The organism is Pseudoalteromonas sp. TAE79 (assembly GCF_000498015.1).
Classification (GTDB): domain Bacteria; phylum Pseudomonadota; class Gammaproteobacteria; order Enterobacterales; family Alteromonadaceae; genus Pseudoalteromonas.
In genome coordinates, this window is record NZ_AUTL01000269.1 from 1 (window position 1) to 19,821 (window position 19,821).

Below are 19,821 nucleotides of genomic sequence, written 5' to 3' on the forward strand. Positions count from 1 at the left end.
AAGGATGGCTTAAGTTACAAGCCATCCTGGAAGGCTACGATTTAGCAAAATCTCTTGAGTCAGACTTGTGATCAAGAGACAGCTCAGTGAGTGGCTTTTAGTCTAGTTGAGTTAATTACTCAACTATGTATACGTGTTGATTAAGCATTGCCCGGATTAGGGTTCGACTTTTCAGCTTGTATGCGCATGTAAATCTCTTCACGATGCACTGATACGTCTTTTGGTGCATTAACACCGATTCGAACTTGATTTCCTTTAACACCTAGAACAGTAACTGTTACTTCGTCACCGATCATTAGGGTTTCACCTACTCTACGAGTTAGTATTAGCATTCTCTTGCTCCCATGTTCCAATAAAAATTATAAGATTCCGCTTAAACATACTAATGAAAATTAGACTGAAAAGTAAGTAAAAACTCGCAATCTATCCATTTTCTGTTAAAAATGCCTTGTGTAATGCACGAACAGCCAACTCTAAGTACTTTTCATCTATTAAAACTGAAATTTTAATCTCTGAAGTCGAGACTAAAACCACATTAATATTTTCCTGCGCTAATGCATCAAAAAATAAACTAGCGACACCAGAATGTGATTTCATACCCATGCCAACAGCAGAAACTTTAGCTACTGCTTGCAATCCGCTTATATTTTGAGCACTGAGCTGAGCTTGATCTTCACTCAATAATTCAAGTGCTTGCAGATAATCATTCGAGTGCACAGTAAAAGCATAGTCTATTTTTTCAAAGTTATGATTAACTTGATTAATCATATCTATTTCGATGCCATTTTCGGCAAAAAGTTTCAATATTTTTGAAAGATATTGCGTGCCCGTTGGCACACCTTGTACCTTAATTAAACATTCGTCACGATTAAACGCAATCCCCGATACAACCTTGCTTGGCATATCGTTCTCCTCAAAACTTATTAATGTACCTTTATCGGGATTAAAGCTCGAAAGCACCCTAAGTGGCACATTATGTTTTCCTGCGGCTTCTACTGAGCGAATATGCAAAACTTTCGCCCCTAAACTTGCCAGTTCTAGCATTTCGGCAAAGGTAACTTGGCTCATTCTGCGCGCGTTAGGTTCAACACGAGGATCTGTAGTATATACGCCGTCAACGTCTGTATAGATCTGGCATTCGTCAGCTTTTATAGCCGCTGCTATTTCTACAGCCGATGTATCAGTGCCGCCGCGCCCAAGCGTTGTAATATTGCCCTCAACATCACGCCCCTGAAACCCAGCAATAATAGCAATACGATTATGCTCAAGCTCATGCTTCAAACGCGTAGCAGCAACCTCTGCAATACGAGCTTTACCAAACATGTTATCGGTTAAAATATTGACTTGATCGGCTAATAAGCTCACAGCAGAGTGGCCACGTTTTATAATAGCCATAGCAAGTAGTGATACAGAAACCTGCTCTCCGGTGCTAATTAGTACATCTAGTTCACGGCTACTCGGGCGAGTATCAATTTGTTTGGCGAGATTAATTAAGCGGTTGGTTTCTCCCGACATAGCCGAGAGCACCACAACCACTTGGTGTCCTTGTTGTCTGGTTTTTACAACAAGGTCGGCGACCGCTTCAATTCTCTCTATCGAGCCGACCGAAGTGCCACCGAATTTTTGAACAATAAGCGCCACTTAGGCTTAAGTACGCTCAGTTAACCAAGCTGTAACGCTATCTAGTGCAGCAGCAAGGTTTTGTGGCTCACTACCACCAGCTTGTGCCATATCTGGACGACCGCCACCTTTACCACCTACTTGGCCTGCCATGTGGTTAACTAACTCACCGGCTTTTACTTTGCCTGTTAAGTCTTTAGTTACACCAGCAATTAGGCTTACTTTGTCGCCACTGGCAACACCCAGTGCAATAACACCTGAGCCAATTTTGTTTTTAAGGTCGTCAACCATACCGCGAAGCGCTTTAGATTCAGTACCTTCAACGTTTGCTACAAGTAGCTTAACGCCGTTAATTTCAACAATCGAGTCAAGTAAAGACGCGCCAGCTGCACTTGCTAACTTATCGTTAAGTTGCGCAATTTGCTTTTCAAGACCTTTAGACTTTTCAAGTAACGCAGTAACTTTTTCAAGTACCGATGCGCTATCGCCTTTAACTAAAGCAGCTACATCATGTAATTGTTGCTCTTGCTCGCTAACATAAGCAACTGCATCAGCACCAGTTACCGCTTCAATACGGCGAACGCCTGCTGCAATACCGCTTTCAGATACTATTTTAAATAAACCAATATCGCCTGCGCGCTCAACGTGAGTACCACCACAAAGCTCAATAGAGTAGTCACCAATAGTAACTACGCGTACTTCGTCATCATACTTTTCGCCAAACAACGCCATAGCACCTTTCGCTTTAGCATCATCAATAGCCATAAGCTCAGTATTAAGTGCAAAGTTACGACGAATTTCGTCATTAACTACACGCTCAATTTCACGTAGCTCATCTTTTGTAACTGCTTCAAAGTGCGAAAAGTCAAAACGTAAACGATCAGGCTGAACAAGTGAGCCTTTTTGGCCTACATGGTCGCCTAATAATTGGCGTAGTGCTTCGTGTAAAATATGTGTAGCTGTGTGGTTTTTCTTAATGCTATCGCGGCGTGCATCATCAATAGTCGCATCCACTTTATCGTTAACGCCAATACGCCCTTGTACAGTACCGTGGTGAGCAAAAGCATTACCAAGTTTAGTGGTATTAGTAACATTAAATTCGCCACCAGCAACTGTAATAGTACCCGTGTCACCCGTTTGGCCGCCTGATTCAGCATAAAACGGTGTGCGGTCTAATACTACAATACCTTGTTGACCATCTTCTAATAACTGAACAGCTTCGCCACCGGCAAAAATTTCTACCACTGTCGCGCTATGGTGCGTGCTGTCGTAGCCTTTAAACTCAGTAAGCTTTTCTGATTTTAATTGCTCATTGTAATCAGCACCAAACTTACCCGCTTGTTGCGCTGTTTTACGTTGTACAGCCATGCACTCTTCAAAGCCTTGATGATCAATCGTCATCTGGCGCTCACGCGCAACATCGGCCGTTAAATCAGCTGGAAAACCATACGTGTCGTAAAGTTTAAATACTAAGTCGCCCGGTATAATATCGCCTTTAAGGTCACTTAAGCTTTCTTCTAAAATAGCTAAGCCACGTTCAAGTGTTTTACCAAACTGTTCTTCTTCAATGCGTAATACTTTTTCGATAATTTCTTGTTGCTTAGCAAGCTCTGGGTACGCTTGACCCATTTGCTCAATTAGCGCAGCAACTAACTTATAGAAAAACGAACCTTGCGCACCTAACTTATTACCGTGGCGCACAGCACGACGAATAATACGACGTAGTACATAGCCACGCCCTTCGTTAGATGGCATAACACCGTCAGAGATTAAAAACGCACACGAACGAATATGATCCGCCACTACGCGTAGTGACTTATCGTCCATATCTTGCGCGTTAGTTACACTTGCAGCTGCTGCAATTAAGCCTTGGAATAAATCGATTTCGTAGTTTGAATGCACACCCTGCAAAATTGCAGAAATACGCTCAAGGCCCATTCCCGTATCAACAGATTGCTTAGGTAGAGGCAACATAGTACCGTCGCTTTGACGGTTGTATTGCATAAATACAAGGTTCCAAATTTCGATGAAACGGTCGCCGTCTTCCTCGGGAGTGCCCGGAGGTCCGCCCCAAATATGCTCGCCGTGGTCATAAAATATTTCAGAACACGGACCACATGGACCAGTATCGCCCATAGACCAAAAGTTGTCAGAGGTCGCAATACGAATAATACGATCTTCAGGTAAGCCTATATCGTTAGCCCAGTAGCCAAAGGCTTCTTCGTCATCATGGTAAATAGTTACTAACAGCTTTTCTTTTGGTAGTTTTACAACCTCAGTTAAAAACTCCCACGCAAATTTAATTGCATCTTGCTTAAAGTAATCACCAAAGCTGAAATTACCTAACATTTCAAAAAATGTATGGTGGCGAGCAGTGTAGCCTACGTTTTCTAAATCGTTATGCTTACCGCCAGCACGTACACAGCGCTGCGAACTTGTCGCACGTGTATAAGGGCGGCTTTCTGCGCCTAAAAATACATCTTTAAATTGCACCATGCCGGCATTGTTAAATAACAACGTGGCATCGTTACCCGGTATAAGCGAGCTAGAAGGTACTATTTGATGTTGCTTGCTGGCAAAAAAGTCTAAAAACTGTTGCCTAATTTGTGCGGTAGTCATGTGCTGCATTTGAAAGTCTCACCTGTATTTACTGTGCTTGCATTGCAAAATTAATTTCATCGTAGCTAAAACCCCGATACATTAAGTAGCGCACGCGCTTAGCTTTATCTTTGTAATCGAGGTTTGGCGGTGTATTCGAATATTTTTTATTGTACGCATCCTGCGCAAGCTCAAACCAATCTACTTCAAGCTCTTCAACTACCAATTCAAGTAGCGAACGATCAATCCCTTTGCCCATAGCTTCGCTTTGTATTCGCTTAAGCCCGTGGCATTTAAATATGTGTTTTCTTACAAAGCCTTCACAGTATCGCTGCTCGTTAATAAAATTATGCTTTTCGCACCAATCAAGCAGCGTTTCAATAAACTCTTCTGTCGCTTCTTTTTGCTGTAATTTGAGCGTTAACTCTCGACGCGAATATTCTTGGCGCCCTAGTAACCAAAGTACATAGTTTTTTAGTTTTTGCTTTAATTTATCATCCATTAAGCGTCAAAACGCCCGCTTGTTTCACTGCTAAGTGGCTTAACATTAATGTCGTCACTTGGTGGTACAACAGGCATAAAAATGGCTTGATAAGATACAAAAAAGCTAATGTAGCAAATCGGCATTAAAATCAACAGTGGTAAGAACGATAAGAACATCGAAAGCGCCATAAATAATGCGCAAATAAGGCCAAAAACGCCAAGTGGCAAAATGTTATGATAAAACACCATTAACGATTTTTTAAGCGCCGTTAAAATACGTGTTTCTTTACTAAAATAAACAAGCGGTACAGCGTAAGCAAACGCCGTTAAATAAATTAGCATTGCCATAAAAAACAAAATGACATTCGCGCCCGAAATACTCTCAAGCATTTGTTCAAGTGCTACGTTTGGATCAAGTCCTGGTTGGCTCATAACAGCTACTGCATCGGCAAATAAGCCATTAGCAAGTAACGCCATTAAAATGCCCGCACCCATTTGATAAAGTGCTAAACGCAATAACCCTAAGCGATTTCCCTTAGCCGTAAATGGCTTGAGAATATCGGCTAGCATAATTTTTCCGCCCTGCTGCTTACTAAGCACCGCTTGGTAAAACCCTGCGGTTAAAAATGGCGTAGCTAGTGCTGCTACTACTTGCAGCAGCGGTAAAAATAAAGACAGCAGCCCTACAATACCAATAAATAAATGCATAAAAATAAAGGTTGCTGGCTGGGTTTTAAAAATAAGCCATCCGGCTTTTAACCACTTTAGCCCTGCATCGGCTTTAAAAATTCGTAATTGTGTAGACATACTTGCTCTTAATTTAAAACGAAACACGCCAAGTATAACTTGGCGTGAGGGGGGATTAATAGACGAAACGCAATTAAATGATTAAGGTTTTTTAATTTTCTTAATATCTAACATATGCGCGCCATGCTTAATTTTTGTTTCTAGGTACGATTTATTACCCGCAACACCCGCTTTAATGTGCGCATGTGTGCCCACAACCGAGTCAACATTAATACCGGCATCTTTTAATGCATTAAGCTTTTTAGGATTATTAGTCATTAATTTAACGTGACTTAAATTAAGCGCATTGAGCATTAATACCGCATCCGAAAAGTCACGTAAATCATCAGCAAAGCCTAAATGATTATTAGCTTCGTAGGTGTTCATACCTTGCGATTGCAATACGTAAGCGTCTATTTTGTTGTATAAACCAATGCCACGGCCTTCTTGGCGTAAATACAATAAAATACCGCCTTGCTCGTGCATCATTTCAATACATTCATTTAGCTGCTCACCACAATCACAACGCGATGAGTAAAATACATCGCCCGTTAGGCACTCAGAATGCATACGAATAAGCGGTACATCTTGCTCTGTATCGGCGTTGTTAAACACCATAGCAATATGTTCTTTACCATCTTTTAAATCAGTAAATGAGATTATTTCTGCAGGGATATCACTATTTCTGCCAACTTTAAGCTGGACTCTTGCTCTTACTTGCGCCACGACAAATCCAAATATTTAAATAACTACGACACGACAATAAAGTGATAGTATCACAAAATAGGATAAATACACCGTAGTACAAGACTGTTTATGGCAATTATATGGCGACGACAGGCGTTATTTTCAATGATTGTTAAGCAATAAATTAATACAAATAACCGCCAATATTATTTACGTTGATTTACCTTAATCAGTGACACCTACAGGCACGTTTGGTATTTTGTATTTTAAACAACGATAGGGATTATTATGAAACGTCAGCAACTCGCTTTATTTATAGGTTTAAGTTTGTCTGCTTTAAGCGCAACCACTTTAAGTACTACAGTACTTGCAAGCCAAGCAAGCGATCCTCAAACGGTATTTAACCAAGCATACCAAAGCTATTTAGCAGCAGTTAAAGCAGACAAAACGTACAACAAACTGCCAAACTTGCTTACACATCAGGTAAAGCTGTTTATGGTGAAAGCTCAGATAACACCGCTAACTTAGCTATTAACTACGCTAAAGCTATTAAAGGCTACGGCGATGAGCTAAACGAACAACGTTTTGCACTTTATGATGAAGCCCATACTATTTTAGCGGCTAATCACGGCAAACAATCAATAGAAACAGTTGATGCACTGCTCGGAAAAGCTAACTACACAACATCAGCTTACAAAGCAGCTAACTTTTTAGAACAAGTAATAGGTATAGCTAAAACACAAAATAACCCTAAGTTTGTAGCCGACATGAAACTTGAAGCTGCAACGCTACTGGCTAAAAAGTTTAGTTCTAAAAAATATCGTGAGGCTAAAAACTACCTAGAAGAAGCCGACGAATACTACCAAGAAAACTTACCTGAAAACTCACTAGAGCGCATAAAAGCCGATTTTTTAATGGCCTCATTCGCAGAGGGTCGTAAAAGATACAATCAAGCAATTGAAAGGCTAAACCGTATAGTTACTGTATTGGATAGTAACTGTATTGGATAGTAACTGTATTGGATAGTAACTTAAACTTTGATCACCGTGCAGAGCTAACAGCTCATTCAAAGCTTGTAGGCCTGTACGAAAAGCAAGGTAAAAGCGAAGAAGCAACTAAACATTGCCTAGCTATCGCTCAAATGGTGCCATGGAAAGAATCGCAAGAGCAAACGCCGCTTTACCGTGTTAATCCTAAATACCCAGTTAACAAAGCCAGATTTAGTACCGATGGTAGCGTTGTTATGGAGTTTGAGGTAGACGCAGCTGGCTTTGTAAAAAACCCAAAAGTACTTAGCTCTGAAGGCGGCAGCGCATTTGAAAAATCAGCCAAAGCAGCGCTTGAGCAATGGCGTTACGCGCCAAAGTTTGAAAATGGCAAACCTGTTAGCGCTATTTCTCAGGTACAACTCGACTTTAAAATTAACCGCTAAGCTAAAATATAAAAGCGCCATTTGGCGCTTTTTAACTTTATAAATTAGTCCTAAATTTTAGCGAGTATTTTATCGCTAGCCGCTTCTATTAAATCGAGCACATTTTCAAAGCCATCATCGCCGCCGTAATAAGGATCGGGAATAGCGCTTTGGGCTTGCTCCCCATATTCTAAAAACAGCGCTAATTTGTACTGTAAATGCTCAGGGCACTGGGCTTTTAAATCAGCTAAGTTTTGCGTATCGGCCGCTAAAATTAAATCAAATTCAGTAAAGTCGCTACTGCGTACTTTACGCGAATAAATACCTTTAAAGCTGTAACCGCGCTTCTCCCCTGTTGCCATTGAACGACTATCAGGCGTTTTACCTTCGTGATAACCAATAGTGCCTGCCGAATCAACTTTAACGTTAACGCCTAGCTTTTTAGCGCGGGCTTTTAACACCGCCTCAGCAGTTGGCGAGCGGCAAATATTACCTAAACAAACTATGAGTACTTTTTTCATTAAGGCTCCTCTAACTAATTTAAAAACCTAAGCTTTAAAACTGTTTTAAAATGCTTTCATCGTAATCTTCAACATTAAGCGTTACGTTATGTTGTGCTGCAACTGATTCAAGCTCAGCTTGTTTAATGGCTAAATCGTCCATAGTGATTAGATTATCGTCTAGCTGCCACAATAACCGAGAGCCCGCGTAGCTATAGTGAATCGCTAATAACGCATCGGCATTGCCTTCACGGCCAGCAGCTTTTAACTTAGCCATTTTACGGGTTATTTTATTAAGTGCTTTTTTGAGCTCCCACACATAAACAACTTCAGTCATAAAGCTATGTGTACGGTATTTATTAAGTAACCACGCAAGCCCAACGCTTGTAATAGCAACGCCTATTAAGTTCCAATGAAAGTGGCTACCACTTTCATCAGGAAATAAAGCAATCAGCGTTTGCGATATAGCCAAGCTGCCTACAGCCAAACCAATACCACATCCTGCAATAACACGGTTTAAATGTTTACGGTAACGCGCTTTATTTATTTCAATGAGTTGCATAACAGCCTAAAAAGTTAAGTTTTAATATTTGCGAATGGCTATTGTAACTAAACCCCACATTTTTTATAAAATTATTTCACCCCTTTTTGATTTGCCACCCGTTATAGCTTTGAAAACACCCTAATTGTAGTGGTCAATAAAATTTGGAGCGGCTTATGCACACACTTGAAATACCTAACAACCCAGTATTTATTAAAACATCGACTGCGCAGCTTCCAGTTGTAATCTTAAGGTGCTAGTGCAAATTAAGCAGTCATTCTTGAGTGATTTAAAGGGTAAACACGCGGTAGAAAGTAATATAAACACAGGTGATATGCTGGCTATGGCGCATAACGACAAAGGGTAAAAGGCAGATTATTGAACTTTAACATGCGGGAGCTGGGGTTAAGCAGTGCGGGGCTGAGGTGGTTTGGCTCAGCTAAGGTTGGTGGTAATTAGATAAGTATTACCACCGAGTACACAGAGGCGCTGCGCGCTGCACAGAGATACTTAACTATCGCCCATGTAATCTAATGGTGAGGAAAGCTCTATAAAATCACGATATTGCTCTTTAGTAATTTCTCCATAACCATCTTTTATATAAATATAATTTAACCATAATGTGGTTGCTTTCTCACAGATTTTAACCGAGTTGCTGGCCAACTGTTGTTCTACTCTATTTAACTTTTTTTCGCTCCCTCCCGCAGTACTAGAAATCATAGTAGTTATAGCAAAGAGCCTTTTTTTTAAAAATATTTCACAAAAAATATCATCTATAAATTTAGAAAATATTATTGGATACTTTCCATCAGAATAGTTGTTTTTTTTACGGCCTAAATTCTCATCATAGAAATCGGGAGTGTATGATTGAGGATCAATAAAATAGGTCAACTCGGCTGACAGGTGTTCTTTTAATATATTTTTTTGTAAAAAAGTACTCAAACTTATATTTTGTATATCACCTTTATTGTCTGGCTCTTTCCGTTGAAATCGCCCACTAATTATCTCTTCATAAAGTGGGTGGTCTTTTTCATAAATACAAAACAAAATAGCGAGCACAAGTACATCAACTTTTTTACCACTTGGTAAATTAGCAATAATGGCAGTAATGCGTTCAGTAATTTGAATGGCTGTTCTGGGTTGTATATTAAACGCATCCAATACAACTGAGATATTAGCTAAAGCGGTTTCGGGTGTTTCTGTGCGAGGGAGTAGCTCAATATCTTTACTTTCTAAGTACGCAGATTCAAATTTAGTTGTATCACTATGTACTGATAAAAAATCCTTTAAAACAGGTCGTTTTAAGCTATAGCGGCTATTAAAAAAGCGGCCTAGATAAATCTTAGCATCAAAGCCTTCACCATAAATTGATTTAATTGTATGTTGAAGCTGATCGGTATCCGTAGCCACAACAAACACGATACCTTTAACATCAAAAATATGTTTAATCGTCTCAAGCATTTCGACTGCATAACTTGGGCGACAACGGTCTAATTCATCAATAAAAATAAATATAGGTAACGACTTACCTTCCTGCTTTTCAAACTTATTGACCCAATCAGCTAACTTAGCTTTTATTACTTCAATACTCTTATTTTTAGCTTCATGATCTTTAATTAAATTTTGTGCTAAAGCCTTTATAGCAGGTGAAAATTCGGAGCTATTTTGCTTTACAGAATTCTTGTCCTCACTCTCTTCATCTTCTTCAGAAAATAACAATGTATTAAGCTCTGCTAGATCAATACCTGATATTTTTTTAGTTAACCCTTGCGCTATTGCAGGTGCTACAGCCTTAAATATTGATGCAGCTTTATTAGGTATTTTAATAGTAAATGAAGCTTGTTTACCTAGTTGTTCAATTATTGCGGCAATTACAGTTAAAAAAGGGTCGTCCGAGTAATCCTGCTGCCATGCATCAATATAAACAATGGGATAATCTACAGCTAAATCCTGTGACCAACGTTTTAGAAAATATGTTTTCCCCGCGCCCCACTCTGCATTTAAATTTAATACGTAGTTTCGCTTCTGTTCTGCTTCAGTACGACTCTTATCAAAACCCTCTTGAACCAAAAGTTTTGATAGAAACATAGCATAGCGCGCTCTGTCTAATTTATCTGCTGGGAAATATTCATTCACGTTTCGGTCAGTTGGCTTATCCCAATTAAAGCCTTTGAGTTCTGTCATTTAATGTCCTTTTAAATCGTGATTTTTCACATAGTGTAATATCGAATTATCAATAGTTGTATTTATTTCGGGCTAGCGCCCGACGCGCCAGCAAGCTAAGCGCCTACAAAAACACTACATATAACTAACTTTGGCTGTGCTCTTTGCATTGGAGATCCGTTGGGTTTCGTGTCACTCAACCCAACCTAAGCTTAATGAGTCAGGCAAACGGGCTGGAAAAACAACCTTAAGCAAAGAAGGGCCTGGGTATATAAGGGCTAAATTGTATATGGCTGCTGTAGTAGCTGTACAACATAATCCAGATATAAAAGCCCAAAATAAGCGATTAGTGGAGCAAGGTAAAACAAAAATGCAGGCAATTGGTGCTGCAATGAGAAAGCTGACACATATCTGTTTTGGTGTTGTGAAGAATCAAACTGAATATCAGCCCCAAGCTATTTAAAGAAAGCTTGAGGCTGATTAGAAGAGATGGTATCTACGTACGCTATAAATGTGCTTTCACCACTTAATAAATCATTGTTAATGATTACGGCTTTAAAAGTCGCTTTTCTGGATTATTTAAGTACTTTAAGCCAATGGTAACTATGCGTGTATGTACCATTGTTATAACGCGTATTTGAACATTACCAATAACAACAATATCGCCTTTACTGACTTCTCCTGAAAGCTTTTGGTTGATCACTTCTTCCAAGCTTATGCTCTCTGGGGCGTCTATATGCATGTGATAAGAGTAAAATATATCGCCTACCAACGTTACCCCTTTCACTTTAAGTTCGTTATGCGCTAAGTGGCTATCTTGGTGGTTTGTTTTATCGGTTGCTGTAAAAACTAAATCAACAAAAGGTCTGTTATCTGGTTTTAAAACAACAAATAAGTGATCGTTTGCTTTTAACTTAGTTGAACCCCGTGGCGGTATGATTGACGGACCCCGTGTGATCATAGCAACAACCACACTTTCAGGAAGTGCGGCATGTGACAAGCTGCGCCCAGAAACCCGAGAAACGTCACTTAAGGTGTATTCTACAATTTCTATATCAATATCGTTTAGGGCTGTGATTTCGAGTGTTGCAGCGGCTAGGTCGGGCGGCGGCTCTACTAAATTTAGTTTTTTAGCCATCCAAGGCATTGTTGAACCCTGTAACGTTGCTGAAATTAATACCACGAAAAAAACAACATTAAAAATAAGCTCAGCCCCTGAAAGGCCAAATAGTAATGGGAATATAGCTAAAATAATGGGTACTGAGCCCCTAAGACCAACCCAAGATACAAACAGGGTTTCGCGATTATTAAAGCCAAACAGTTTTAAAATAGGCGCTACCGCTAATGGGCGTGCAACAAAAATAAGTGCCAGTGCAATAAGCAATCCTTCTAGCCATACATCAACCAACGATGACGGGTTAATAAGGAGTCCTAATACAACAAACATGGTTATTTGCCCAAGCCATGCTAAGCCGTCATGAAACAGAAAAATACCGCGTTTATATACAAACTTACTGTTACCTAAAATCACGCCTGTTATAAATACAGCTAAAAATCCACTGCCGCCGAGCGTTGCAGAAAGGCCAAAAGAAAGCAGTCCAAATGCAGTTACCATCACTAAATACAAACCCGATGCATTTAGTTTAATTCGATTAATAAACCAAACCGATACCTTACCAATTAAAAGACCACAAATAGCGCCAACACCCATTTGTTGAGCAAATAACTGTAGTAAATCCAGCCCTATTGGCATGTCGTTAACGAGCATTTCGAGCAATCCAACCGTTAAGAAAATAGCCATTGGATCGTTCGATGCACTTTCTATTTCAAGGGTAGATTTAAGCTTTTTATTTAAGTGAATACCCGCACTTCGTAAAAGCGCAAACACTGCTGCGGCATCTGTAGAGCCAACAATGGCACCCAGTAAAACACCTTGTAATATGGGCAGGTCTAAAATATAAGTGGCCACAAGGCCTGTAATTACAGCGGTAAATAACACCCCGATGGTTGCTAAAGCAGACGCGGGTTTCCACACTTGTTTAATTGAACTGGTAGGCGTTTGTAAACCGCCATCAAATAGAATAATGGCAAGCGCAAGAGTACCTAAAGCATGTGCGGCCTCTGCATTGTCGAATGAAATACCTGCAATACCGTCTTCACCTGCGAGCATACCTACAAGTAAAAATAGCACCAGTACAGGTAAGCCAACGCGTGCAGATAACTTGCTCGAGATCACTCCTAGTAAAATTAATATGGCACTAACGAGAATGATATTATCAATTGCAAACATAGTGTGAATTTACAGCCTTATATGAGTTGAAAAGTAAGAATTGCCAGCTATCAAAAAGCTTAAAGCTCATGCTATACAATAACCTAAAAAATATAAATACGGGTACTTAAGTCTATAATTAAATAGTTTTTCTAATAGTTATAGAGCCTTTGAGTTTGGTATTGCTTGGCTCTATCTTAATTAGCTTTATTTATTTTGAAAACAAAAAAGCCTGCGATTAAGCAGGCTTTTGAGTATTTAAATAATCAAATTTTATAAAACAATAATGCTTGTTACTAAGTACGCTAAAAACGTAAGGCCACCACCAAATAAGGCATACGGTAGCTGCGTTTTAACGTGGGTGAGTAAGTCACACCCCGATGCAATAGCCGATACAGCGCTGGTGTCGGATATAGGCGAGCAATGATCGCCAAATATACCACCACCCAAAATAGCACCTACAACAAGCGATGGCGGTAAACCTAGTGCTTGAATAAGTGGCACACCAATTGGGATTAATATAGCAAACGTACCCCACGATGTACCTGTAGTAAACGACATAACCGCGCCGGTTAAAAACAGCACCGGTACTATTAGGTAAATAGGTAAGTAGTCACCAACAAGTGACGCCACAAATACGCCAGTACCAAGCTCTTTTAAGCTTGCGCCAAGTGTAAGCGAAAGCAGTACAATAGCGACTAGCGGCATTAATTCGCCCATACCTTTAAAACCGGTATCAACTAATTGATGGTGCGTAAATTTACGAGAACCAATCATTAAAAAGTAAGCGACAACAATGGCTAAAACCGTTGCGTACAATACTGACTTAGAGCCACTACCCTCTGCCAACACACCATTACCGGTGTAATACATAAAGCCAACCATGCTGGTAATGAGTGTAATAAGCGGGATTAACATGTAACGCGCTTTAGAGGCTTTTATTTCATCTTTTAAGTCGGTTGTTTGAAGCTCTAGTTTTTCTTCGGCTTCTTTCATTGGGCCGTGCACTTTATCAAACGCGATGGTGTAAAAAACAATAACAAGGGTAATTATGGCGTAAAAGTTATACCCTACGCTGCCCCATAACACTGATACAGCCGACTCACCTAGCTCATAGTTACCTAACAAACCAAGTACAAATGCGCCCCAGCCGTTAAGTAGTATTAAAATACACACTGGCGCACTGGTGCTGTCAATAATGTACGCTAGACGCGCTCGGCTCATTTTAAATTTGTCGAATAAGCCACGCGATAAAATCCCTGAGGTAAGTACGCTCAAGTTAGATTCTATAAACACCGCAACGCCGGTAAACATGGTTAAAAAGCCCACTTGGCGCTTACTTTTTGCAATACCTTTGTTCATTAACATATTAACAGTTGCTGCAACGCCGCCAGATTCGCGAATGTAGGCAAGCAAGGCACCTATTAAAATACTAAATATTAATATGCGTGTATTACCTGGCGAGCTGGCAACCGAAATAATACGTTCAATGGTATTTAAAAAAGTGTCAAACAAGCTATTACCTTCGCCCTGAAAGGCGAGTAAAAACTCAGAAGAAGCAACAGCAACAAGTAGCGCCATAATCACTTCTTTTCGCCAAAACACGATAGCAATCGCAATTAGCGGCGGNGAGCCACTCTCGCTTTGTACGCGTTTTATCGCTTATTTTTTAAGCCTAGCAGCATAAACTGTCTTAGATTTGTAAACCGCTTAGCTTAATGGATTGCCTTACTCAAGTCACCTGTAAATAAATCACTTAGAGTAATGCTGTTAGTACGTTTTAACCTATACGATAGCTTATTGATTTAGTAGCGCTTCATAAATAAGCGACACCACCGATCCGTACTGCGCGGTTTCAAATTGTTTACCTGTAAATTCGTAACGTTTTTGCGAGCCTTTAATTGCACTGTGGCGAGCATTGGTAAGTAAAACAATAGCTAAATCGTAAGCGGGGTCAATTACGGTCACTGTACCCGTCCAACCTGTGTGCCCATAAGCCTGCGCACTTGCATAAGGGCCAAAGTGCCAGCGCCTTGCTTGGTTGTTACCAGCAAGCCTAAAGCCAAGCCCGTAGGTTTCATCGCTTGATTGCGGCGTTAAAAATTGCGCTAAGGCGCTTGCACTAAATAATTGTTGGTCGCCGTAGCCACCATTATTTAGTAATAGCTGGCAAAGCACCGCTAAGTCGTGAGCATTACTAAACAACCCTGCATGCCCTGCTACGCCATCAAGAGAATAGTAAGCGCGCTCATCATGCACTTGGCCTTGTAAAACCCCAGTTCGAACATTATCAAACTTAATGCGCCCGTCTCGTGTGTTGCCGCTAAGCTCAGTGGCTGCAAATTGCTGTGGCTTAAAGCCTTTTTTAAGTGGATTAAATAACGTGTTAGTTAATTTTAGTGGCGCGTACACTTGCTGCTCTAGGTATTCGTCAAGGGGCTGCCCAGTTATGCGCTCAATGAGTACGCCTAAAATCATGTAATCAATATCTGAGTAAACATGCTGCCCAGATGATTTACTACTAAAAGGCACGCTGGTAAGTAATAGCTGTTTGGTGGTTTTACTGTTTTGCGAATAAAACGCGTCACCGTAGCTGCCATCTTTACGATGAAAGTCAAATACTGGCGGGTATCCGGCGCTGTGTGTGAGTAAGTCTTTTACTGTGCGCTTTGCTCGCCCTTCACCTTTATATTCGCTTAGGTAGCTTTGTACAGGTTTATTAATATTTAATAACCCTTCGCTTACTAATTTCATAAGTGCAAAGTTTGTGGCAAATATTTTGGTGTTTGAGGCAAGATCAAACAAAGTATTAGTTTGCATGGGCTCTGGGCGTAGTAGCATTAAATCACTTTGCTGGTATTGCTTTGCATCGCCATAGGCGGTTAATTTTATTAGCTCACCATTTTTAACAACAGCTAATACAGCCCCAGGAAAACCCGCTTTTACATCGCGCTCAATTAATGCGTCTACTTCAGTAAAATCTATATGCTTTTTTGGTTCATCGCTTAAAGTAGAAAATGCAAAACGCAGCGTTAAACTTGCGCCAGCAGGGAGAATATTTTCAACTTTAAAGGTATTAACACCGTTGTGAGTATTTTTTGCCAAACTGTAATTGTATAAGGTGTTGGCGCTTAGTTGGTTAACGTTGAGCTTTTTATTATTAATGTAAATATCGGCGCTTTGTGCGTTGTGGTTTTGTATTAATAATTGCCCGCGCCCTTTGTAAGCTTTAAACGTTCCTCGGTTATTTACATAAAACCGGCTACTTGGATTTACCTCTGGAAACGTTACAACCACTTGTGCATTAGGCAGCTCTACAAGCTGGCTTTTTGTAAGTGGTAGCACCGAGCTAATAGGCTCAGGTGGTGTACTACAACCCACAATAATAAAGCTCAATGCCACTATAAATGCTTGTTTGATATAACCATACCTTTGATTTTTTAAAGCAATAAACATGCTTAGCCCTTATTTATATAACAAGTAAGGCGCTCTTTGCGCTTTAAATTGTACAAGTCCCGCCTGCCAGCTTTGTTTTATTTGCGCTTCTGATTGCCCTGCTTCAATAGCTAAGCGCAATTTATTAGTACCCGCTAGCTTATCCATAAAGTCAGCACGCTCAAAAAACGAGATGTTATTTTTACTAAGCTCCGTGTACGCATTTATTAAGTAAGTTAAATTTAAACCTGTAATATTTGCTTGTCTTAAATCGAGCCCTTGTACGGTTTGGTTTTTAAATTTAGGGTTTAAAGCAGCGCCTTTAATTGCGCGCGGTGTAAAATTAAAATCACCTAATGCAACTGGCGAATAGCCAATTACTTGAAATGCAAAATCGGTGCCTCTACCAATGCTAATAGGCGTTGCTTCAAAAAAGCAAAGTGATGGGTAAAGCGCAATGGCTTGATCGTTAGGTAAGTTAGGGCTGGGTTTTACAGGCAAGCTGTAAGTACTTTTGCGAGTGTAATGATCAACAGGGATCACCGTTAATTTTAAATCGGCCGCTTTATTGATCCAGCCCTCGCCCTTGATCATTTTGGCAAGCTCGCCAACCGTCATGCCGTGTAAAACAGGAATTGAGTGCATGCCTACAAACGATTTAAATTCTGGCTCTAATATTGGCCCATCAACGTAGGCAATATTTGGGTTGGGCCTGTCGAGCACTAAAAATTCTATCCCCTGCTCTGCAGCGGCTTCCATCATGTAGTGCATAGAGCTTATGTAGGTATAAAAACGCACTCCCACATCTTGAATGTCAAAAATAATCACATCAACATCGGCTAAAGCAGCTTGGCTTGGTTTTTTATTTTTACCGTAAATAGAAATAAGTGGAATACCTGTTTTACCATCAACGGCATTTTTCACATGGGCGCCCGCATCGTGATCGCCACGAAAGCCATGCTCAGGTGCAAAAATTTTAGTTATATTAATATTTTTAGTCAGCAGCGCATCTACTAAGTGAGTTTGCCCCACCATTGATGTTTGATTAACGACTAGCCCTACACGTTTATTTTTTAACTGCGGTAAATATTTAGCATATTGTTGCGCACCTACTACAAGTGAGTTGTTAGCTTCGTTGGCTTGTGCGCTTGCAATAAAAATGGCGCTAAAAATAAAAAACAACGTAATAAATAGGGTTTTAAACATACTGCAATATCCTTTTAAACAAGGCGTTTAAAATAACATAGCTAAGTTTAAAGAGCAGCTCAGGTTTTAAGAATTAGCGGTCAGCGGTCAGCGGTCAGCGGTCAGCGGTCAGCGGTCAGGTAATAAAAATAAAACACCGAGCCTTTTGCAAGCGCAATTTTTATATTGTTGGCGGGAGTTTACCTCGCGCAGGTTTTAGGTTTTAGGTTTTAGGTTTTAGGTTTTAGGTTTTAGCAATGAGAAACTGTGTTTCTAACGTGAGTAAGCACTACGTCCACATTGATAATGTTGACGATGGTGTAACTAAAAAACCACCGTTATTGTTTTATTAAGCTCTTTAAGTTTTTACTGTACGTTCTACTTACCTTGAGTGTTTTTTCGTTATCTAACACCGCCATATATTCAGAATTACGTAATGGGTTGAGCTGTTTAATGTGGCTTAAATTAACAATCGTTGATTTATGTATGCGTAAGAAGTCTTCTGCCAGGGTATTTTTTTCAAGATCTTTTAAACGCGCTCGCATTACATGGGTTTCAGCCAGTGTATGAACACACATATAATCGCCTGCGGCATCAATCCATAAAATATCTTTAAACGGAATTATTTGAATTGGGTTTTTAGCATCTTGGATGACCAAGTTTTCGGCTTCAAATTTATACTCTGAGTTTTTTGAGCTTTCTAATTCTTGATGCTCGTTTTCTATCAGCGATTGGTGTACTTCAATCAATGTGTTTTTTCTGTGGAGTTGCTCTGTTTTTACTACTCTTTCTATGGCTTCTGATAGGCGAGCTAATTTAACGGGCTTGAGTAAGTAGTCAAGGGCTCTTACCTCAAATGCTTTAACGGCATGCTGGTGAAACGCAGTAACAAAAATAACCGCTGGGCAGCTTTCTGGTTGAAAATGTTTAATTAGTTCAAAGCCTGATTTTGTTGGCATTTCTATATCTAGAAAAACTAAATCAACGTCATGTTTGTTAAGTACGTTAATAGCTTCATCAACACTTTGTGCACTGCCAATCACTTCAATTTCAGCAAAGGCTTCTAAACGAATACGCAAGCCTTCAATAGCGCTGTATTCATCATCAACAAGTAATGTTTTTAATTGAATCATTATTGCAAACCATTAATAGGAAGAGAAATACAAAGCCATGCGCCGCCTGATTTGGCATTGCCTTTTTCAATGCGATGACTATTTCCATACATTAATTTTAAGCGTTGCTCGCAATTAGCCAAGCCAATGCCCCTTTTAGATTTTTTATTGTCGTCAAACCCTTTACCAGTATCTGCAACTTTAATGAGCAATGCGGATTTTGTTTTTTCAACATTAATTGTGATCACCATTTTTTGATCTGCTCGCATACCATGTTTTAACGCGTTTTCTACCAATGGTTGAATTAATAAAGAAGGTATTAATAAATCGTTGCATGGTTCATCAACGCTAATATTAACCTCTAACCGGTCGGCAAATCGACATTGCTCTATATCTAAGTAGGTTTTTAATATGGTAATTTCTTCTTTAATCGCTACTTTTTCAAGTGGATCGGTATATAAGCTATGGCGCAGTAGATCACAAAGCTTTTCGAGCATATTAACTGCCTGCAAACTTTATTTTTTTAAGATTAAGGTGCAAATAGCATTAATGCTGTTAAACATAAAATGCGGATTAAGCTGATATCGAAGCATTTTTAGCTGTGACTCTTTCGCTAGGTGTGTCGCTTCAGCGGCTTTTTGAGTTTGCTCTAAATTGTCGAGATATATTTTGATCCCGTAATAAAAAGCAGTCCACGTTGAGAGCATAGTTAACGATGCAGACGTCCATGTACCAAAGTCAAACCATGTCATTGAAAGCCACCAATTGCCATATAACCACTGCAAAGACGCCCATTTAATTTGTGTCCAAATGAATGTGGCAGTTAACAGCAGCACCAGATGCAGTGCTATTTTAACTTTAATCCCTTGCCTATTTGAGCAGTTATAAGCCCTTCTTAAAAGTAAGGTGATTAAAAAGCCACACGCTACATCAATAATTAAATGCGGAATGTGTATCGACCATGGCTCGTCGCTTGGTATTTTTATCATTAGCTCGGTCAACATTGCATACACAATCCAACCGCAGCTCTG

At 39.9% G+C, this 19,821-nt stretch carries 15 protein-coding genes and 3 pseudogenes; 2 read left to right on the forward strand and 16 right to left on the reverse strand.

Annotated features, from left to right (window positions below):
- Positions 1-140: 140 nt before the first annotated feature.
- From csrA to ribA, 6 genes are all read right to left on the reverse strand, one after another.
- Positions 141-332, reverse strand: a complete 192-nt coding sequence (csrA, locus tag L655_RS0121635; RefSeq protein WP_004587515.1) for a carbon storage regulator CsrA — start codon at positions 330-332, stop codon at positions 141-143.
- A 91-nt stretch (positions 333-423) separates the two neighbouring features.
- Positions 424-1,641, reverse strand: coding sequence for an aspartate kinase (locus L655_RS0121640; RefSeq protein ID WP_024606254.1), 1,218 nt, complete (start codon positions 1,639-1,641; stop codon positions 424-426).
- A gap of 6 nt (positions 1,642-1,647) precedes the next feature.
- On the reverse strand, positions 1,648-4,248 hold the full coding sequence (gene alaS, locus L655_RS0121645; protein WP_024606255.1) for an alanine--tRNA ligase: 2,601 nt from the start codon (positions 4,246-4,248) through the stop codon (positions 1,648-1,650).
- A gap of 19 nt (positions 4,249-4,267) precedes the next feature.
- Positions 4,268-4,720 (reverse strand): regulatory protein RecX, encoded by a 453-nt coding sequence (locus L655_RS0121650; protein ID WP_024606256.1) that lies wholly within the window; start codon positions 4,718-4,720, stop codon positions 4,268-4,270.
- Complete coding sequence (locus L655_RS0121655) at positions 4,720-5,508, reverse strand: BPSS1780 family membrane protein (RefSeq protein ID WP_007378958.1); 789 nt, start codon at positions 5,506-5,508, stop codon at positions 4,720-4,722. Before L655_RS0121655 ends, L655_RS0121650 begins: the two co-directional genes overlap by 1 nt.
- An 81-nt stretch (positions 5,509-5,589) precedes the next feature.
- Positions 5,590-6,213 carry a GTP cyclohydrolase II gene (gene ribA / locus L655_RS0121660; protein WP_002961931.1) on the reverse strand — a complete coding sequence of 208 codons (624 nt, stop codon included), beginning with the start codon at positions 6,211-6,213 and terminating at the stop codon, positions 5,590-5,592.
- A 249-nt stretch (positions 6,214-6,462) separates the two neighbouring features.
- Between ribA and L655_RS1000000128555 the strand changes: the two are divergent.
- A pseudogene (locus L655_RS1000000128555) lies at positions 6,463-7,606 on the forward strand (energy transducer TonB).
- A 50-nt stretch (positions 7,607-7,656) separates the two neighbouring features.
- Here L655_RS1000000128555 and L655_RS0121670 read toward each other — a convergent pair.
- From L655_RS0121670 to L655_RS0121685, 3 genes are all read right to left on the reverse strand, one after another.
- Positions 7,657-8,106: a low molecular weight protein-tyrosine-phosphatase gene (locus tag L655_RS0121670; RefSeq protein ID WP_024606257.1), complete on the reverse strand. Its 450-nt coding sequence runs from the start codon at positions 8,104-8,106 to the stop codon at positions 7,657-7,659.
- A gap of 34 nt (positions 8,107-8,140) precedes the next feature.
- Positions 8,141-8,647, reverse strand: a complete 507-nt coding sequence (locus L655_RS0121675; RefSeq protein WP_024606258.1) for a DUF3087 domain-containing protein — start codon at positions 8,645-8,647, stop codon at positions 8,141-8,143.
- Positions 8,648-9,136: 489 nt separating this feature from the next.
- Positions 9,137-10,810: a P-loop NTPase fold protein gene (locus tag L655_RS0121685; protein WP_024606259.1), complete on the reverse strand. Its 1,674-nt coding sequence runs from the start codon at positions 10,808-10,810 to the stop codon at positions 9,137-9,139.
- Positions 10,811-10,994: 184 nt separating this feature from the next.
- Between L655_RS0121685 and L655_RS0121690 the strand changes: the two are divergent.
- Positions 10,995-11,252, forward strand: a pseudogene (locus L655_RS0121690) (transposase); the annotation flags it as partial.
- Positions 11,253-11,336: 84 nt separating this feature from the next.
- Here the strand turns inward: L655_RS0121690 and L655_RS0121695 are convergent.
- From L655_RS0121695 to L655_RS1000000128565, 7 genes and pseudogenes are all read right to left on the reverse strand, one after another.
- On the reverse strand, positions 11,337-13,079 hold the full coding sequence (locus L655_RS0121695) for a potassium/proton antiporter (protein ID WP_024606261.1): 1,743 nt from the start codon (positions 13,077-13,079) through the stop codon (positions 11,337-11,339).
- Positions 13,080-13,331: 252 nt separating this feature from the next.
- The gene (locus tag L655_RS0121700; protein WP_024606262.1) at positions 13,332-14,639 is read right to left on the reverse strand and encodes a Na+/H+ antiporter NhaC family protein; all 1,308 of its coding nucleotides are present in this window, start codon (positions 14,637-14,639) and stop codon (positions 13,332-13,334) included.
- A 216-nt stretch (positions 14,640-14,855) separates the two neighbouring features.
- Positions 14,856-16,514, reverse strand: a complete 1,659-nt coding sequence (pbp4b, locus tag L655_RS0121705; RefSeq protein ID WP_024606263.1) for a penicillin binding protein PBP4B — start codon at positions 16,512-16,514, stop codon at positions 14,856-14,858.
- A 9-nt stretch (positions 16,515-16,523) separates the two neighbouring features.
- Positions 16,524-17,699, reverse strand: coding sequence for a DUF1343 domain-containing protein (locus L655_RS0121710; RefSeq protein WP_024606264.1), 1,176 nt, complete (start codon positions 17,697-17,699; stop codon positions 16,524-16,526).
- A 317-nt stretch (positions 17,700-18,016) separates the two neighbouring features.
- Positions 18,017-18,811 (reverse strand): LytTR family DNA-binding domain-containing protein, encoded by a 795-nt coding sequence (locus L655_RS0121715; protein WP_024606265.1) that lies wholly within the window; start codon positions 18,809-18,811, stop codon positions 18,017-18,019.
- The gene (locus L655_RS1000000128560) at positions 18,811-19,182 is read right to left on the reverse strand and encodes an ATP-binding protein (RefSeq protein WP_343222988.1); all 372 of its coding nucleotides are present in this window, start codon (positions 19,180-19,182) and stop codon (positions 18,811-18,813) included. Before L655_RS1000000128560 ends, L655_RS0121715 begins: the two co-directional genes overlap by 1 nt.
- Positions 19,165-19,794 (reverse strand): annotated as a pseudogene (locus L655_RS1000000128565) (histidine kinase); the annotation flags it as partial. The gene L655_RS1000000128560 and the pseudogene L655_RS1000000128565, both read right to left, overlap by 18 nt.
- Positions 19,795-19,821 lie beyond the last annotated feature (27 nt).